This is a genomic window from Amnibacterium sp. (assembly GCF_036559085.1).
GTDB lineage: Bacteria > Actinomycetota > Actinomycetes > Actinomycetales > Microbacteriaceae > Amnibacterium.
This window is the reverse complement of sequence record NZ_DATBTU010000064.1, coordinates 1-15,886: the sequence shown is the minus strand read 5'-3', so window position 1 is coordinate 15,886 and position 15,886 is coordinate 1. Positions and strand designations below refer to the sequence as shown.

At 73.6% G+C, this 15,886-nt stretch carries 18 protein-coding genes; 8 read left to right on the top strand and 10 right to left on the bottom strand.

All coding sequences use genetic code 11. The annotated features are described in order from the left end of the window. Positions 1 to 21 precede the first annotated feature (21 nt). The gene (locus VIG76_RS11385) at positions 22 to 846 is read left to right on the top strand and encodes a PPK2 family polyphosphate kinase (protein ID WP_331954193.1); all 825 of its coding nucleotides are present in this window, start codon (positions 22 to 24) and stop codon (positions 844 to 846) included. Positions 847 to 922: 76 nt separating this feature from the next. Here VIG76_RS11385 and VIG76_RS11380 read toward each other — a convergent pair whose 3' ends face one another. The 4 genes from VIG76_RS11380 to VIG76_RS11365 are packed head-to-tail and all read right to left on the bottom strand — an operon-like array spanning position 923 to position 2,309. Beyond that, a complete protein-coding gene (locus VIG76_RS11380; protein ID WP_331954191.1) occupies positions 923 to 1,357 on the bottom strand; it encodes an SRPBCC family protein in 435 nt (144 codons plus the stop codon). Between the two features lie 4 nt (positions 1,358 to 1,361). Beyond that, positions 1,362 to 1,667: a DUF503 domain-containing protein gene (locus VIG76_RS11375; RefSeq protein WP_331954189.1), complete on the bottom strand. Its 306-nt coding sequence runs from the start codon at positions 1,665 to 1,667 to the stop codon at positions 1,362 to 1,364. 2 nt (positions 1,668 to 1,669) lie between these two features. Beyond that, a complete protein-coding gene (locus VIG76_RS11370; RefSeq protein WP_331954187.1) occupies positions 1,670 to 2,095 on the bottom strand; it encodes an SRPBCC family protein in 426 nt (141 codons plus the stop codon). A gap of 40 nt (positions 2,096 to 2,135) precedes the next feature. Further along, positions 2,136 to 2,309, bottom strand: a complete 174-nt coding sequence (locus tag VIG76_RS11365; RefSeq protein ID WP_331954185.1) for an Rv0909 family putative TA system antitoxin — start codon at positions 2,307 to 2,309, stop codon at positions 2,136 to 2,138. A gap of 127 nt (positions 2,310 to 2,436) precedes the next feature. On the opposite strand from VIG76_RS11365, the gene VIG76_RS11360 reads away from it, so the two are divergent. Then, positions 2,437 to 5,463: a DEAD/DEAH box helicase gene (locus VIG76_RS11360; protein WP_331954183.1), complete on the top strand. Its 3,027-nt coding sequence runs from the start codon at positions 2,437 to 2,439 to the stop codon at positions 5,461 to 5,463. Between the two features lie 69 nt (positions 5,464 to 5,532). On the opposite strand, the gene VIG76_RS11355 is transcribed toward VIG76_RS11360, so the two are convergent. Further along, positions 5,533 to 6,609 carry a trans-sulfuration enzyme family protein gene (locus VIG76_RS11355; protein ID WP_331954181.1) on the bottom strand — a complete coding sequence of 359 codons (1,077 nt, stop codon included), beginning with the start codon at positions 6,607 to 6,609 and terminating at the stop codon, positions 5,533 to 5,535. A gap of 81 nt (positions 6,610 to 6,690) precedes the next feature. Between VIG76_RS11355 and VIG76_RS11350 the strand changes: the two genes are divergently transcribed. Further along, the gene (locus VIG76_RS11350; RefSeq protein WP_331954179.1) at positions 6,691 to 7,311 is read left to right on the top strand and encodes a GNAT family N-acetyltransferase; all 621 of its coding nucleotides are present in this window, start codon (positions 6,691 to 6,693) and stop codon (positions 7,309 to 7,311) included. Here VIG76_RS11350 and VIG76_RS11345 read toward each other — a convergent pair. Further along, positions 7,308 to 8,423, bottom strand: coding sequence for a helix-turn-helix transcriptional regulator (locus tag VIG76_RS11345; protein WP_331954177.1), 1,116 nt, complete (start codon positions 8,421 to 8,423; stop codon positions 7,308 to 7,310). The genes VIG76_RS11350 and VIG76_RS11345 overlap by 4 nt on opposite strands. Before the next feature lie 198 nt (positions 8,424 to 8,621). Here VIG76_RS11345 and VIG76_RS11340 point away from each other — a divergent pair, with 198 nt between their 5' ends. Further along, a complete protein-coding gene (locus VIG76_RS11340) occupies positions 8,622 to 9,995 on the top strand; it encodes an FAD-binding oxidoreductase (RefSeq protein ID WP_331954175.1) in 1,374 nt (457 codons plus the stop codon). Between the two features lie 41 nt (positions 9,996 to 10,036). On the opposite strand, the gene VIG76_RS11335 is transcribed toward VIG76_RS11340, so the two are convergent. Together VIG76_RS11335 and VIG76_RS11330 are read right to left on the bottom strand one after the other, a co-directional pair. Beyond that, complete coding sequence (locus VIG76_RS11335) at positions 10,037 to 10,687, bottom strand: histidine phosphatase family protein (RefSeq protein WP_331954173.1); 651 nt, start codon at positions 10,685 to 10,687, stop codon at positions 10,037 to 10,039. Positions 10,688 to 10,738: 51 nt separating this feature from the next. Then, entirely contained in the window at positions 10,739 to 11,305 is a 567-nt protein-coding gene (locus VIG76_RS11330) for a hypothetical protein (RefSeq protein ID WP_331954171.1), read from the bottom strand. Here VIG76_RS11330 and VIG76_RS11325 point away from each other — a divergent pair. Then, positions 11,298 to 11,558, top strand: a complete 261-nt coding sequence (locus VIG76_RS11325; RefSeq protein WP_331954169.1) for a hypothetical protein — start codon at positions 11,298 to 11,300, stop codon at positions 11,556 to 11,558. The two genes, VIG76_RS11330 and VIG76_RS11325, sit on opposite strands and share 8 nt — an antisense overlap. On the opposite strand, the gene VIG76_RS11320 is transcribed toward VIG76_RS11325, so the two are convergent. Continuing rightward, the gene (locus VIG76_RS11320) at positions 11,555 to 12,298 is read right to left on the bottom strand and encodes a hypothetical protein (protein ID WP_331954167.1); all 744 of its coding nucleotides are present in this window, start codon (positions 12,296 to 12,298) and stop codon (positions 11,555 to 11,557) included. The genes VIG76_RS11325 and VIG76_RS11320 overlap by 4 nt on opposite strands. Positions 12,299 to 12,399: 101 nt before the next feature. On the opposite strand from VIG76_RS11320, the gene VIG76_RS11315 reads away from it, so the two are divergent. Both VIG76_RS11315 and VIG76_RS11310 read left to right on the top strand, forming a co-directional pair. Next, positions 12,400 to 12,786 carry a DUF1304 domain-containing protein gene (locus VIG76_RS11315; protein WP_331954165.1) on the top strand — a complete coding sequence of 129 codons (387 nt, stop codon included), beginning with the start codon at positions 12,400 to 12,402 and terminating at the stop codon, positions 12,784 to 12,786. Positions 12,787 to 12,905: 119 nt separating this feature from the next. After that, positions 12,906 to 13,373 carry a BLUF domain-containing protein gene (locus tag VIG76_RS11310; RefSeq protein ID WP_331954163.1) on the top strand — a complete coding sequence of 156 codons (468 nt, stop codon included), beginning with the start codon at positions 12,906 to 12,908 and terminating at the stop codon, positions 13,371 to 13,373. Positions 13,374 to 13,407: 34 nt separating this feature from the next. On the opposite strand, the gene VIG76_RS11305 is transcribed toward VIG76_RS11310, so the two are convergent. Further along, positions 13,408 to 14,709 carry an HNH endonuclease signature motif containing protein gene (locus VIG76_RS11305; RefSeq protein ID WP_331954161.1) on the bottom strand — a complete coding sequence of 434 codons (1,302 nt, stop codon included), beginning with the start codon at positions 14,707 to 14,709 and terminating at the stop codon, positions 13,408 to 13,410. 332 nt (positions 14,710 to 15,041) lie between these two features. Here VIG76_RS11305 and VIG76_RS11300 point away from each other — a divergent pair. Beyond that, a partial coding sequence (locus VIG76_RS11300; protein WP_331954159.1) for a DUF4232 domain-containing protein occupies positions 15,042 to 15,886 on the top strand: 845 nt, incomplete at its 3' end.

Sequence of the window (15,886 nt, the reverse complement as noted above, 5' to 3'; positions counted from 1 at the left end):
AGGGGTCCCTAGTCTTCGCTCATGAGTGGACCCACGCCGGTCGGCGCCGACCTGCACCTCGCCGACATCGACCCTTCCTCCACCCCCGGGATCACGAAGGGCCGGCATGAGGCCGCCAGGAAGCGCGCCTACCACGGTGCCGAGCTCGCGGATCTGCAGGAGCGGCTCTACGCCGCCGGCATGGAGGGCGGCAAGCGCTCGCTGCTGCTCGTCCTGCAGGCGATGGACACGGCGGGCAAGGGCGGCATCGTGCGCCACGTCGTCGGCAACATGGATCCGCAGGGCGTTCACCTGCACGCCTTCAAGGCGCCGACCGACGAGGAGCAGGCGCACGACTTCCTGTGGCGCATCCGGGCGCAGCTGCCCGCGCCGGGGATGGTCGGGGTCTTCGACCGGTCCCACTACGAGGACGTGCTCATCGCGCGCGTCCACGGCCTCGTCCCTTCCGAGGTGATCGAGCAGCGGTACGGGCAGATCGCCGCGTTCGAGCGCGAGCTCGTCGCATCCGGCACCACGATCGTGAAGGTGATGCTGCATCTTTCGCGCGACGAGCAGAAGGACCGGCTCGCGCGGCGGCTCGACCGCCGCGACAAGCAGTGGAAGTACAACCCGACGGATGTGGACGAGCGCGCCCGCTGGGACGAGTACATGGCCGCGTACGAGCGGGCGATCCGGCGGACCACGGAGCCGTCTGCGCCGTGGTTCGTGGTGCCGGCCGACCACAAGTGGTACTCCCGCTGGGCGGTGCAGACGATCGTGATCGACGCGCTGCGCGGCATCGATCCGCAGTGGCCGAAGGTCGGCTACGACATCGAGGAGCAGAAGGCACGCCTCGCGGCCACCTGACCCCGGGTCCGACCCACCTGGCTGTTGCCACTTCTCGCGATCATGGAGCACTCAAGATCGCAGAACGTGGCAACAGTCAGGACTCGCGGTCGGCGTCCGTGTCGGGGTCGCGGGGCGGGGACTCCAGGATGCGCTTGAGGGTCGCGAGGTCGGCCCGCACCGCCTCCACGTCCGCGTCGAACGCCGCGTCGTCCACGCCGGCCTCCCGCCGCAGCGTGAACACGACCTCGGCGCCGTCCCCGTACGACAGCACGCGGAGGGGGTTCAGCACGGCGGTGCCGTCCGGCAGCACCACCTGGTGGTCGAGCACGCCGAGCTCATTGGTGCCGACGAACGCCACCTCCACATCGCCCATGGGGGAGTCGGCGAACCAGCGGCCCCGCTCCTCGCGGATCCCCGACGCGAGCCCCGCGGCCCACGCCGGCAGGTTCGCCGGGTCCGAGGCGTAGCGGTAGACGGCATCCGCGGGTCGGTCGATCAGGACGGTCAGGTGCAGGGAGGCGACGGGCACGCCGTCAGTCTGCCGACTCGTCCTCCGACGAGGCGAGGCCACGGCGGGCGGAGAGCAGCTCGGTCTCGGGCCGCTCGGCGACGAAGCGCTCCACCTCGTCGAGCACGTCGCGGACGTGCCGCGCGTCCGCGGCCACGAGCGAGACCCCGACTCCGGCCCGCCGGTGCAGGTCGAGGGTGCCCGTCTCCGCGGCGGCGACGGTGAACCGGCGGCGCAGCTCGGCCACGAGCGGCCGGACGACTGCGCGCTTGCCCTTCAGGGAGTGCACGTCGCCGAGGAGCAGATCGAACTCGATCCAGCCGACCCACACGGTCAGTCGGCGGACATCGTCGCCAGCCGGTCGAGCGAGCCCGCCCAGTTCGCCTCGGCGCGGGCGGCCGCCTCGGCTGTCGCGTTGCCGTCCTGCAGCAGCGTCACCCGGGTCTGCGAGCCGATCGGCTCGAGGCGCCACTCGATCGCGTGGTAGTTCTCCGGCCGGTCGTCCTCGCCGCTCATCGCGCTGAAGTGCGTCACGGCGAGCAGGGTCGGCTCGTCGACGGCGGTGATGACGCCGCGATCGGTGAAGGGCTTGCCCTCCCAGGTGCCGGACCACGTGATCGGTGAGCCGACCTGCCAGTCCGTCTCGACCTCGGCACCGAACATCATCACCGCGTGCCGATCGGGGGTGGTGAGGACGGCCCAGACGGCTTGGATGGGGGCGTGGATGAGGCGCTCCGTGTGGGCGATGTGCTCCTTCATCCGGCCATCCTGCCGCCGGGCCGTCCTCGCGGATAGGGGCCTACTGGCCGATCTTCCCGTCGGCCGCCTGCTCGGCCTCGTCGATCTGCTTCGTGTGGGAGCCGCCGGTGGCCTTGTCCGCCTCGTCCCCGCCCCTGCGCAGTGCCTCGTCGCTGAACTCCTCGCCCTTGTCGCTGTTCAGCGCGTTCTTCGCCATGTCGCCGAAGTCGGCCATGTCGTCTCCCCTCGTGGATCGCGGACGCCGGACGGCCGCCGCGGTCCCGAGCATGTGATCGGAAGGTGGGCGGCGGCCGGGAGCGGGCTCCGCAGTGGGCGTCCCCTCGGCGTGGCACCATCGACCGGTGCCGACCGAGGAGACCGCGCCGCGGCCCGAATGGCGGGAGGCGCTCGACGGGTACCTGCTGCCGGCGCCCGGCGGATCCGCCGCGGACTCGCAGCCCACGGCGCTCGGGCTCCAGTTCGAGCTGCGGGAGCTGATCGCCCGCACGACGTACCGCTGGAACGGGCCGACGTCGAAGGCCGTGACCGGCCGCAGCCGCAAGGACGACGAGCCCGGCAGCGGCGAGTACCGCCTCGGCGTCCGCCCGGTCACCCGCACCGGCCGAGGATGGGCTCGAGGCGCCCTCACGTGGTCGAACCTGCCGCACAAGCAGCGGCAGCTCGAGCTCGACCCGGCGCAGCACCGGTGGTTCAGCCAGTTCGTCGCGCTCCACCGTGCGGGCGTCGCGGCCACCGCGGGGCAGGACCTCGACTGGGTGTTCCTCGACGAGTTCGCGAACCCGGTGCTCTGGGCGCTGCTGCAGCAGGCGGGGGAGCTCGATGTGCCCTTCGTCGGCAGCGGCGGGGCGACGGTGACCGTCGCCGGCCGTGCGTCGCTGGCGCTCGACCTGGTCCGGCACGGGGACGGGCTGCGGATGGCGCCCTCCCTCACGATCGACGGCGTGCCGGTCGAGGTGCGCCGCGCGGGCGCCATCGGGATGCACGGGGTGCACCTCTTCGACCCGGCGGCGCCGCGGTCCCTCGTGCTGGCGGAGCTCGACGAGCCGCTCGACGCCGAGCGGCTGCGGCTGCTGAAGGCGCTCGGCCGGAACGACGCCCCGGTGGTCGTGCCGGAGGAGGGCGAGGCCGAGTTCCTCCGCGACTACCTGCCCGAGCTGCGGGAGCGGCTCGAGGTCGGCAGCAGCGACGGGTCCGTGGCGCTGCCCCCTCCGGCGCCGCCCGCGCTCGTGCTCACCGCCGCCTTCTCGCCCGGCCACGTGCTGCGGCTCGACTGGGCCTGGGAACGGCTGCCGCGCGGCGCGATCGTCCCGGCGCTCGCCGCCGTGCTGCCGGCCGATCTGCTGCCGGCGGAGTGGATGCACGAGACGGGGCCGGGCGCGGTTCCCGAGCCGGCGACGATCAGCGACCTCGACGCCGCCGACTTCGTCTCCGGCGTGCTGCCCGAGCTCGAGCGGCTGCCCGGCGTGCGCGTCGTGGTCACGGGCGCACGTCCCGACTACCGCGAGCTCACCGGGACGCCGCGGCTCACCGTCACGACCGTGCCGTCGGACCGCACCGACTGGTTCGACCTCGGCGTCGTGGTCACCGTGGACGGCCGCCGGGTGCCGTTCGGGCAGCTGTTCAAAGCCCTCGCGAGCGGCAAGCGGCGCATCCTGCTCGCCGACGGGCGGCATCTGCACCTCACGCATCCCGCGTTCGGACCCCTGAAGGCGCTGCTCGAGGAGGCGATGGAGCTCACCGAGTGGGAGACCGCCGCCGCCACCCCGTCCATCAGCCGATACCGCACCGAGCTCTGGGCCGAGCTCGAGGATCTCGCGGACGAGGCGCAGCCCGCGGTTCAGTGGCGCCGGATGCTCGAGGAGGTGCGGGGCGCGCCGGAGCCCGTCGCGAAGCCCGCCGGGCTGCAGGCGGATCTGCGCCCGTACCAGCAGGACGGCCTCGCCTGGCTCGCATTCCTCCACCGGCATGGACTCGGTGGCGTGCTCGCCGACGACATGGGCCTCGGCAAGACTCTGCAGTGCCTGGCGCTCGTGCAGCACCTCGCCGAGCAGCCCGGGCGGGAGCGCAGGCCGTTCCTCGTCGTCGCCCCGACCTCGGTCGTCTCGAACTGGGCGGCCGAGGCGGCCCGCTTCACGCCGGGCCTCGTCGTCCGCACCGTCACCGCGACGGAAGCGAAGGCGTCGCCCGTCGCCGAGGTGGCGGTCGGCGCCGACGTGGTGGTGACGAGCTACGCGCTGCTGCGGCTCGACGTCGACGCGTACCAGCAGGTGGGCCGGTCGGACGGATGGGCCGGGCTGATCCTCGACGAGGCGCAGATGGTGAAGAACCCGGCCTCGCGCATCCACGAGTGCGTGCGCGACCTGCAGGCGCCGGTGAAGCTCGCCGTCTCGGGGACGCCGCTCGAGAACTCGCTCACCGAGCTGCGCGCCCTGTTCGCGGTGGTCGCGCCGGGGCTGCTGCCCTCCACCCGACGGTTCGCGGAGGAGTACGTGCGGCCGATCGAGCAGCCGCCGGCCGGCATCCGCGACGGCGTCGGCGCCGGGAACGCGCCGGCCGTCACCGCGGAGCTGCGGTCGGAGCGGCTCGGCCGGCTGCGGAGCCGCATCCGCCCGTTCCTGCTGCGCCGCACGAAGGAGCAGGTCGCCGCGGACCTGCCCCCGAAGCAGGAGCAGGTGCTCGCCGTCGACCTCGCACCCGCGCACCGGGCGCTCTACGACGTGTGGCTGCAGCGCGAGCGGCGCAAGCTCTTCGACCTGCTCGAGGACCTGAACCGCAACCGGTTCATCGTCTTCCGGTCGCTGACGCTGCTGCGGCTGCTCGCCCTCGATCCCGCGCTGATCGGCGAGCAGTACGCCGACACCCCGGGCTCGAAGCTGCCGGTCCTGCTCGAGCAGCTCGAGGACGTGCTCGCGGAGGGTCACAAGGCGCTCGTCTTCAGCTCGTTCACCTCGTACCTGCGGATCGTCGAGCAGCGGCTCGCCGCCGCAGGCATCCGCACGGCGTACCTCGACGGCACCACCCGCGACCGGGACGGCGCCATCCGCGACTTCCGGGAGGGCGACGCCGGCGTCTTCCTGATCAGCCTGAAGGCGGGTGGCTTCGGCCTGAACCTCACCGAGGCGGACTACGTGTTCCTGCTCGACCCCTGGTGGAACCCGGCCGCCGAGGACCAGGCCATCGACCGCACCCACCGCATCGGCCAGGACAAGCCGGTGATGGTCTACAGGATGGTCTCGGCCGGCACGATCGAGGAGAAGGTCATGGCGCTGAAGGCCCGGAAGTCCGCGGTCTTCGACGCGGTGCTCGACGACGACGAGCTCTTCGGCTCGCTGCTCACCGCCGAGGACGTCCGCGGCCTGATCACCTGAGCCGTACGCCTTCGGGACATCTGTGCATCGGCGGATCCGTGCGGATGTCCCGAAGGCGCACCTGAGACCTCAGGCGGGGCGCGCGGCCTTCGTGAGGGCCGCGTCGAGGTCGGCCCAGAGGTCGTCGGGGTGCTCGAGGCCGACCGAGAGCCGCACGAGGCCTTCGGGGATGGTCGGCGCCTCCGCCGGCCAGCGGCGCCGCCGCTCGAGGGTGGACTCGACGCCGCCGAGACTCGTCGCGTGCCGCCAGAGCCGCACGCGAGCCACGAAGTCGTCCGCGATCGCCGCATCCGCGAGCACGATCGACACGATGCCGCCGAACCCCGGATACCGCACCTCCTCGACGACCGGATGCGCTTCGAGGCGCGGGAGGAGCGCCTGCGCGGTCGCCTGCGCGCGTTCGAGGCGCACGGGCAGCGTGCGCAGGCCGCGGAGGGCGAGGAAGGCCTCGAGCGGCGCGGGGATGGCGCCCCGCAGGCCGCGGGTGGACAGCAGGGCGTCGTGGTGCGAGCGGTCCGCGACGACCACGGCGCCCATCAGCACGTCGCTGTGGCCCGCGAGGTACTTCGTGACGGAGTGCACCACGATGTCCGCGCCCGCCTCGAGCGGCCGCTGCAGCAGGGGGGTGGCGAAGGTGTTGTCGACCACGACGATCGCGCCCGCGGCCTTCGCGGCCGGGACGACGGTCGCGAGGTCCGCGACCTCGAGCGCCGGGTTGGTGGGCGACTCGATCCACAGCATGGCCGCATCCGCGGTCGCCGCGACGACAGCCGCGCTGTCGGTGATGTCGACGAGCTCGAGCACGAGCCGGCCGCGCGCCGCGGAGTCGCGCAGCTGGGCGATCGTGCCGGTGTACGAGTGCCGGGGCGCCACGACGCGGGCGCCGGCCGGCAGCAGGTCGAGCACCGCGGCGATCGCCGCCATGCCCGACGCGAACGCGAGGCAGCGGCCGCCCTCGAGATCGCCGAGGGCGTCCTCGAAGGCGGTCCACGACGGGTTCGCGTAGCGGCCGTACTCCGCCTCGCCGCCCGCCCCGTAGGTCGAGGCGAGCACGACCGGCACGTTCAGGGGCGCGTCGGGCTCCGCGGCGGGGCGGCCGACGGTCACCGCCCGGGTGGAGATGTCGAGCGGTCTCGGTTCTGCCATGGGTCCATCCTGCCCGTCGCCGATCGACCCGGCCGTCCGCGTAGGTTGACCCTGCCCTCCACCGCTGGCACGCTCGAGCCGATGCAGCAGCCGTCCCCGCCCGCGCCCCTGGATCTCGTGGCGGTGCCCGGCAACGAGGCCTCCTGGTCCGACGTGCAGACGGTGTTCGGGATGCGCGGGGGACCGGCCGCCTGCTCCTGCCAGCGGTTCAAGGTGCCGGGCCGCGAGCACTGGGAGGCTCCGCCCGAGCAGCTCCGCGCGCGGTTCCGGATGGAGAACGACTGGGGGAACCCGTCGGCTGCGACCACCGCCGGCTTGGTCGGCTACCTGGACGGCCAGCCGGTGGGCTGGGTCGCGGTCGAGCCCCGCAACGCCTATCCGTTCCTGAAGCGGCAGCGGCTCGCTCCGAAGGAGCGCGGGGAGTCCCTCGCGGATCCGGGGGTCTGGTCCATCACCTGCTTCGTCACCCGCGCCGGATACCGGCGGCAGGGCGTGAGCAGCGCGATGCTGACGGCCGCCGTCGCCCACGCGCGAGCGCGCGGGGCTGCCGCGATCGAGGGCTACCCGATGCTCGTCGAGCCGGGCGTGGACGTGCCCTGGGGCGAGACGCACGTCGGTGTCGCCCGCCAGTTCGCGCGGGAGGGGTTCACCGAGGTGGCGCACCCCACCCTGCGACGGCTCGTGATGCGGCTCGAGCTCTAGCCGAACACCACGTGCTCGACGGGGGCCGTCGGTGCGTGCATGACCGGACCGTAGTGATCCGCGAAGAGCCGGGCGACGAGCTCGCCGCGGCTCGCGACGCCCACCTTCGTGAAGATCGCCTTGAGGTGGTCGCGCACGGTGTGCGGGGAGAGGAAGAGCTCCTCGCCGATCTCGACGTTCGACAGTCCGCGCGCCACCGCTCGCGTGATCTCCTGCTCCCGAGGCGTCAGCGAGTACGCCTCGACGATGATCGGGGCGATCTGCGACGACTTCGCCGGCTCGATCGTGAGCGCGATCGGCCCGCTGGCGCCGTCCCGGCCGCGGAGGCAGGATCCCTGCGCCGCGAGCCACCGTCCTGAAGCAGCGCGCACCCGCACGGTCGCCGGCCGCCGGTCGGTGCCCTCCTGCACCGCGACCGCGCGCGCGACCACGGCGAGGATCGGCGTCATGGGCAGCACCGGGTCCGCCCAGCGCGGGCCGGCCAGCTCCTCGAAGAGCCGCTCGGCGGTGTCGTCGAGCGAGAGCACCCGGCCGCTCGCATCGAAGAGCGCCGTGCCGGGTCCATCCGAGGCGCTGCCCGGGGCGGCGGCGGCGCTCGCGAGCGCGCGCAGCGCCAGCCCGAGCGTCGGAAGCACGGCTCGCACGATCCCGACCTCGCCCGGGGTGAACGCGGGCCGCGATCGGTCGCGGAAGAGGTCGACGACGCCCCAGGTCGACGTGCCGGCACGTGCCGTCGCCCGCACCTCGTCGCCGTAGCCCTGCGGAGCGAGGAACTCGCGGTAGCGGGCGCTCCGCGCCGGGTGGCCGTCGGTGACGCCGTAGAGGGTACCGATGCCGGAGTCGGTCCGCGCGAGGTCACGGTAGAGCAGCGCGTCCTCGACGAGGCACTCGCGCTCCCAGTAGGAGTCGCAGTGGCCGTCCTCGACGTTCTCGACCCGCACCGGACTGGTGGCGAGCATGGTGCCCGGGTCCATGCCGAACCAGGCCGCGCCGTCGAACGGCACGACCTTGCGCAGCCGCTCCGACACCTGCGCGAAGAGGTCCAGCTGGTCGGTGCTGCGGGCGCACGCCTCGCGTGCATCCGAGATCCCGCGTTCGATCGTCGTCGTCATGGCCGCCTCCACGTGGTCACAGCCCCCTGACTGACGAAGCGTAACCACTCCCAGCATCCGCACAACCCCACATCTGTAGGGGGTCCGGGCGCCGGAAAGGGACCGGATGAGGGATGGGCCCGCTGGGGTCGCCGAGGCCAGAGTCGTCGCCGGCGCCGCAGGGAGCGCCCACGAACCTCACCACGAAGGACTTCCGACATGACCCTCATCACCGATTCCGGAGATCGACTCGACGACCTCGCGCTCGATCTGGACGGACGCCTCGTGCGCCCGGACGACGCGGACTGGGACGTCGCGCGCACCGCCTGGCACCTCGATGTCGACCAGCGGCCCGCCGCGGTCGCGCAGGTCGCCTCGGTTCGCGACGTCAGCGCCGTCGTCGACGCGGCCCGTGAGCTCGGCCTCACGGTCGCGGCGCAGTCGACCGGCCACAACGCGGCCCCGCTCGGCGACCTCGCCGGCACGATCCTGGTCCGCACCGGCGCCATGCGCGGCGTCGAGATCGACCCCGACCGGCGGATCGCGCGGGTCGAGGCCGGCGCCTGGTGGGCGGATGTCACGACCGCCGCGGCTGAGCACGGCCTGGCCGCGCTCGCCGGCTCGTCCCACGACGTCGGCGTCGCCGGCTACGTGCTCGGCGGCGGCGCGAGCTGGCTGCTGCGCTCGCACGGCCTCGCCGCGAACACCGTCGTCGCGCTCGACGTCGTCACGGCCGACGGCCGCGCCCGCCGCGTCGATGCCGACCACGAGCCCGACCTCTTCTGGGCGCTGCGGGGCGGCGGCGGCGACTTCGCCGTCGTCACCCACATCGAGCTGCGGCTCTTCCCGATCGCCTCGGTGGTCGCGGGCGTGCTGTTCTTCCCGCTCGAGCGGGCGGAGGAGGTGCTGCAGGCGTGGCGGCGGTGGCTGCCGTCGGTGCCGGACGAGGTCACGTCCGTCGGCCGCATCCTCAACTTCCCACCGCTGCCGGACCTGCCGCCGCAGCTCGCCGGCAACTCGTTCGCCGTCGTGGAGGTGTGCTGCCAGCTGACGGAGGCCGAGGTCGACGCGCTCCTCGTACCGCTGCGAGCGCTCGGCCCCGCGATCGACACGGTGCATGTCACGCCGATGACGGAGCTCTCGCTGCTGCACATGGACCCTCCTGGCCCGGTGCCGGGCATCGGCGACGGCCGCCTGCTCCACGCGCTCGACGAGGACGGCATCTCGGCGTTCGTCGCCGCGACGCTCGCCGCCGGCTCCGAGCTGCTCTCCGCCGAGCTGCGGCAGCTGGGTGGCGCGGCGGGCCGTCGGCCGGCGGACGGCGGTGCGGTCGCGTCGTTCGACGCCGACCTGCTCATGTTCGCGGTCGGGATCACCCCGGTGCCCGAGGCGGTGCCGGTCGTGCGTGCGGCGATCATGTCCGTGCAGGAGGCGCTGCGCCCGTGGTGGACCGGCGGCAGCTACCTCAACTTCGCGGAGGAGCCCCGCACGCCGGACGAGCTGTTCGGTGAGGAGACCGCGGCACGGCTCCGCGCCGTGAAGGCGGCCGTCGACCCCACCGGGCTGATCCGTTCGAACCATCCGGTCCGCTGAACGGTTCGGCGCCGGTCCCCGCGTGGGGCCGGCGCCGATCGTCAGCCGCCGGCGCCCGTCGGGTCGGCCTCCGGGTCGGGCGGCGGCACCGGCTGCCCGACCGGCGCCTCGCGCCAGGCCCGCATCCGCCAGGCGCCGGGCTCGCCCTCGATGGCGACCATCGCGGTGTTGGGCAGCGGATGCGAGCCGAGGTGCTCGGTGTCCGCGCCCTCGACCGTCGCCGACCAGCAGCGGATGGCGGCGCCGTGGCTCGCCACGACCGCGTCCTGCGCCCCGGTCGCGGCGATCTCGGCGAGCGCCCCGTCGAAGCGCGCGAAGAACTCGTGGCCCTGCTCACCGCCCGGCATCCGCCGGTCGCGGTCGCCGGTCGCCCACGCGAAGACGGTCTGCATGTAGGTGCGCTGCGCGTCCCGCGTCCGCTCGCCCTCGAGGTCGCCGGCCCGGATCTCGCGGAGGCCGGGCAGCACCGCGATCGGCAGCCCGCGCGCTTCCGCGAGGGGCGCGAGGGTCTCGTGGGTGCGGACGACGACCGATGCCCAGAGCCCCTCGATCGGCTCGTCGGCGAGCGTCGTCACGAGCGCGCGGGCCTGCTCGCGGCCGAGGTCGGTGAGCGACGGGCCCGGCACATCCGTGTCGAGGATGCCGTGCACGTTCGACGGGATCTGGCCGTGGCGGACGAGGAGCAGACGCACCGCCTCAGCCTCGCACGGCGTCGTCGAGCGGATGCTCCAGGACGGGCGGCGCTACTCCCCGCTGGAGGCGACGATCGGCACCGACGCGCAGGTGGAGTCCCTGGCGATCCGGAGCGTCGCGCTGGTGCTCGCCGCCGCGGGGTCGACCACGGTGGTCGGCCCGTTCGTGGCGGTTCGTCCGTCGGGGGAGACCACGACCCGGGTGAAGGTCACCTTGTACGGGCCGGATGCGGACCCGACGGGCCGCGCGTCGTAGCCGCCCAGCTGGAGCGCGCCGTCCTGGGGGCGGCAGCCCACGCCGGTGCCGTTGCCGCGGAGGCGCTCCTGGTCGAACTCGTACTGGTGGCCCTGCGCGTCCTTGACGGGCCGGATCGCGCAAGCGCCGCCCGAACGCTGCAGCGAGTAGAGCATCGCCCCGCGCCCGTCGGCGATCGCCATCACGGTGGCGCCCCCGGCGATCGGAGCCGCCCAGCCGCTGTGCTTGCCGGGGCCGGCGAGGTCGTCCCGCACGGTGAGCACCGCGCCGGATGCGGTCGCGATGCCGAACACCGCGCTGCTCTGTGAGTAGAAGACCCGGTCGTCGCGACCGTCGCCGTCGAGATCGCCGTCGATGGCCACCTCCGCATCCGGGGGGCGCGTCACACCGTTCGAGGGGCAGCCCGCCTCGGTGCTGGCTGCGCTGGGTGCGGCGCTCGCGGTGCTGGGCGCGATGACCGGCGCGTCCGCGGTGGCCGTCGCGGAGGCCGTCGACGTCCGCGACGCGCTCGCGGTGGATGGCGGCACCGCCTCGGCGGTGCAGCCCGCCAGGGTCAGGACGGTGACTGCCGCGACGGTCAAGGACAGGTGGTGCAGCCGCATTCGGGGACGCTAGCCGCCTCGGGTAACGGGACGTTCAGGTTCCGCGGCCGGGCGTTCCGCGCCCGGCTGCCCGGCGTGATCCTGCGGCTCCCCTGCCTTCTCCGGTTCCTCCTCCTCCTCCTCGGGTTCGAGCGATCGCCGCATCCGCGAGGTGAGCAGCGGGATGACGACCGTGGGCAGCAGCACGGGCAGCAGCAGGAGCTTCAGCCAGTCCCAGGCCGTGTTGCCGCGGAAGCCGGTCCAGAGCAGCGGCACGGTGTAGCCGGCGAGCACGAAGGCCGCGAACACGGCGAGCGCGGTGCCGGCGGCGAGCAGGTGGCGTCGCTGCACGCTGTTCGCGCGAACCCAGACCGGGGCGGCGGTGACGACGAGGGGCAGGAGGGTGAGCTCGAACCAGTCCCAGAGGGTGTTGCCGCGGAAGCCGGTCCAGTCCAGCGGCACGAGGTAGCCGAGGACGACGAGCACCGCGAAGGCGAGCAGCGCGGCGAGCAGCGCGATGTGGTGCCCGCGGCGGAGTCGGCTGCGGTGCAGCAGCAGGAGCGGTGCGACGCTGAGGGCGAGCGGCAGCAGCAGCGCCTGCATCCAGTCCCAGAGGGTCACGGCTCGCGAGAGGCCGGTCCAGTGCCAGCCCATGCCGTACCCGCCGATCACGAGGACGAGCACGACGACCGCGGCCGCCGCGACCACCCAGCGACCGACGGTGCGCATCCGCTCGGCGGCCTCGGGTGCAGGACCGGTCGTCTCCTGGCTCACGGGCGCCTCCCTCGACAGCGGCTCGATTCTGACGCCGTGCGTGCTCCGGGGACCAGGGGTCGCGAGCTCGCCGTGCGACGCCCGGTACGGGAGGATGCGGCATGACCGTCGTCGGGCTCGTGCTGATCGGCATCGCCGCGGCCATCCATCTGTACGTCTTCGTGCTCGAGTCGCTGCGCTGGATGCAGCCGGCGACCCGCGCGACCTTCGGCATCCGGTCGGAGCAGGAGGCCGAGGCCACGCGGATGCTCGCGTTCAACCAGGGCTTCTACAACCTGTTCCTCGCGGTCGTCGCGGTCGCCGGGATCGTGCTCGCGGGTCCGCTGCCGGTCGCGGCCGGGGCGCTCCTCGTCGCGGGCGCCGGGAGCATGATCGGCGCGGGCGCGGTGCTGCTCGCATCGAGCCCCCGGCTCTGGCGAGCGGCGCTCGTGCAGCTCCTGCCGCCCGGCCTCGGGCTGCTGGCGCTCGCCGTCGGCGCGCTGCTCTGACCCAGTCGCACGAGGCGACCGGGCGGGTCGATCCCCACTACGGGGAGATGGGCCGCGCGCATCCGCTCCGGGACGATCGACCTGCCTGCCGCCCGTGACGCAGGCGGAGGAGAGCACCGGTGACCCAGACGCTTCCCGAGCGAGCAGCCGATCGGCTGCCCGGTGCACGATCGGACGACGAGGTCTCGATCGTGTACTCCAGCTCGGCGACCGTCCCGTTCTCGGACGAGGACCTCGCGGAGCTGCTCGGCCGCAGCCGCGCGGCGAACGAGGCCCGCGGCGTCACCGGCCTGCTGCTGCACCACGCGGGGCAGTTCATGCAGGTGCTCGAGGGCCCGGAGGCGGTCGTCCGCGCCGTGCTCGCGCGCATCGCCGCCGACCCGCGCCACACCGGCGTGTGGGTGCTGGCGGAGGAGCGGATCGAGACGCGCCGCTTCCCCGACTGGGCCATGGGCTACCGGCCGGCCGCGGATCTCACCTACCTGCCCGGCTTCAACGGCTCGATCATGTCAGCGGACGCGTTCGGCACCGACTGGCTCACCACGACCCGGGTCGAGGCGCTGCTGGACTGGTTCCGCCGGCGCTGACCCGACAGGTGATCTGTCTTCCCGGAGGGGCGGTTCAGGCCGCCTTCGCTTCGTTCGGTGGTGCGCCTCTCGGGCGGGTCTGCATCCGGTGGCGGGGTTCGGGTGGGCCGTTCCAGCGTTTGGGGACGAGGTGTGGGAAGCCGTTGTGGACCCGGATCTCGTGCTGGAACGTCTTGGCGTGGACGAGATGGTGGTGGAAGGCGCAGAGGAGCACCCCGTTGAGCACGTCGGTGCCGCCGTCGTCTCGGTGCCACCACTGGATGTGGTGGGCCTCCGTCCAGGCGGCGGGGGCGGTGCAGCCCGGGTAGGCGCATCCGCCGAACCGGACGACGAGGGCCTTGCGTTGGGCGGCGGTGAAGAGCCGTTCGGTCCGGCCGAGGACGAGGGGTTCGCCTGCCTCCCCGGTGACGAGCAGGCGGAGGCCGCCGCCACAGGCGAGCCGCTCGACGGAGGGGATCGAGATCCGCGCTCCGACGCCGTCGATGCTGCCGCAGCCACGCCCCGCCTGGAGGTCGGCCAGCGAGGTCGTCACGATGACCTCGTGGCCGGGCTTGGTCGGGCCGGCCTTCGCGTCATCGGACGCCGACATCCCGGCCTTCAGCAACGCCAGAACCGTGTCGAAGTCGAACTGGGCTTTGCTGCGCCGCTCGCCCTCGGTCTCCCGCCAGCCCGTCTCGAGGTCCTCGCTGTCGTCGCAGTCCTCGCGCTGCCAGTGCACGCCGCGGCGGACACTGTGCAACGCGGCGCGGATGACGGCGGCGTCCTCGGCGGCCGCGAGGCCACGGAACGGAGTCATCCCGTCCAGCCCCTCGCGGCCGAGCGTGAACGAGCGCTTGCGGTGCTGCTCGTCCTCGTCGGGCTCCGCGCCGTCCGGGTCGAGGTAGGCACGCCACGTGTCGGCGTGGATCCGCAGCAGCTCGGGACCGACCTCGCAGGCCACCTCGGTGAGCGCCGCTTCCGCGACCGGGACCTGCTCCGGATCCGCTCGCCGCCGAACGGCGTGCAGGGTCTCGACGATGATCCGCGCGGACTCGAGGCCGACCTCACCCGCCTGCACCGCTGCGGCGAGCTCGGGATAGCGGCCGGGCACCTCGTCACCGGCCAGCGTGAGCCGCGGCTGCAGCGCCAGGCCGATCCCGATGCGCCGCTTCGCCTCCCGCAGCCCGACCCGCGCGAGATCCGCGATCAGGTCCGCGGCGTCCTTCCGGCCACGCACGAACGCGAGACCCGCATCGCCACGAGCCGGCGCCGACCGCACCTCGATCTCCGCCGCCGCGGCGATTCGGCGGGCGTCGATGAGGCGGCCGATGGCCTCCCACGCCTCCGTCTCCGCCACCAGCTCATCATCGGAGCAGGTCCGGAACCGGGGCGTCGCAGCGAGCGCGGCAGCCAGCGCCGCCCGTGCCGCCGCCGCTGCTTCCATACCCGAAGTGCACCACAGGGGTCAGACACTCCCTGCCTTCCGACCAGGTAATCTGTGGATAACTTCCCGGCGCGCCGCCCACCCTGTTCCGGGACCCATCCGATGCTCCAGGGGTTGCCACTTTCTGCTGTCAAAGCAGGTCGATAACCACAGAAAGTGGCAACAGTCGAAGCGGGACGGCGGCGGGCGCCGACCCCGGGTTTCATCGGCTCGCATGGACCGCGCGCGTACGGAAGGGTGGAGGTGTGGGGGAGGGGGATGAGCGCGGCCGCGGCCGCGCGATCCTGCCCCCACTCGTCGCCGGCCTGCTCTGGCTGATCACCTCGGGCATCGGTACGGTGCTCACCTACCAGGAGGTGCTGCCGCCAGCGCTGGTGCAGATCGTGCTGCCGAACGGCCAGCAAGGGGCCTGGCTGTCGGCCGCCCCGCGCAACCTCGTCGAGCCGCTCGCCCCCGCGCTGCTGGTGGGCGCCCTGGTCGCCGTCGGCGCGGCGGTGCTCCGGCGCCGGTCAGGGCGAGGGGATCCCGCCACGTTCGCGACCTGGTGGTTCATGGTCGTGCTCGCCGCGACCGCCACGGGCCTGCTGTCGGGCCTCGGCCAGATCGTCGCCGCCTGGCCGCCGATGCGCGCTCGGATGGTGTTCGATCCGTTGCCGCCGTACCTGCAGCAGGCCGCCCTGTGGGGCGTCGTCTGGGGCTGGCTGCCCGCCCTCATCGCCCGTCCGGCCCGTGCGGCGGCAGCAACATCGGCCTCACGGCCCCGACGAGCGCTGCCCCTGACCGCGGCGATCGCGGTGCTCGCCGCGATCGCGGTCGTCGCGGCACCGGCGCTGCCGACCGCTCCAGCCCCCGTGACCGAGGCCGCGCCGAATCCGGCTCCTACCCGGGACGGCCCGACCGTGCCGCCCGTCGCTCCGGGGCAGCACGTCGTCCCGACCGACTGGTGCTCGGACGAGCAGGTGGAGGTGGCCGTGGTCCGCGGCGACGCCGCGATGGGGCACCGGGAGAGCGTGCTCAGCGTCACCAACCGCACCGGCGTGGACTGCTCGGTCCGGGGCTACCCCGACCTCGCGTTCGCGGATGCGACCGA

Bases quoted from the DNA above. Each gene is read 5' to 3' on its own strand.
- VIG76_RS11355 (WP_331954181.1), bottom strand. From the start codon at position 6,609: ATGGCAGAACCGAGACCGCTCGACATCTCCACCCGGGCGGTGACCGTC.
- VIG76_RS11370 (WP_331954187.1), bottom strand. From the start codon at position 2,095: ATGAAGGAGCACATCGCCCACACGGAGCGCCTCATCCACGCCCCCATC.
- VIG76_RS11365 (WP_331954185.1), bottom strand. From the start codon at position 2,309: ATGGCCGACTTCGGCGACATGGCGAAGAACGCGCTGAACAGCGACAAG.
- VIG76_RS11345 (WP_331954177.1), bottom strand. From the start codon at position 8,423: ATGACGACGACGATCGAACGCGGGATCTCGGATGCACGCGAGGCGTGC.
- VIG76_RS11315 (WP_331954165.1), top strand. From the start codon at position 12,400: ATGACCGTCGTCGGGCTCGTGCTGATCGGCATCGCCGCGGCCATCCAT.
- VIG76_RS11385 (WP_331954193.1), top strand. From the start codon at position 22: ATGAGTGGACCCACGCCGGTCGGCGCCGACCTGCACCTCGCCGACATC.
- VIG76_RS11340 (WP_331954175.1), top strand. From the start codon at position 8,622: ATGACCCTCATCACCGATTCCGGAGATCGACTCGACGACCTCGCGCTC.
- VIG76_RS11325 (WP_331954169.1), top strand. From the start codon at position 11,298: ATGGCCACCTCCGCATCCGGGGGGCGCGTCACACCGTTCGAGGGGCAG.
- VIG76_RS11350 (WP_331954179.1), top strand. From the start codon at position 6,691: ATGCAGCAGCCGTCCCCGCCCGCGCCCCTGGATCTCGTGGCGGTGCCC.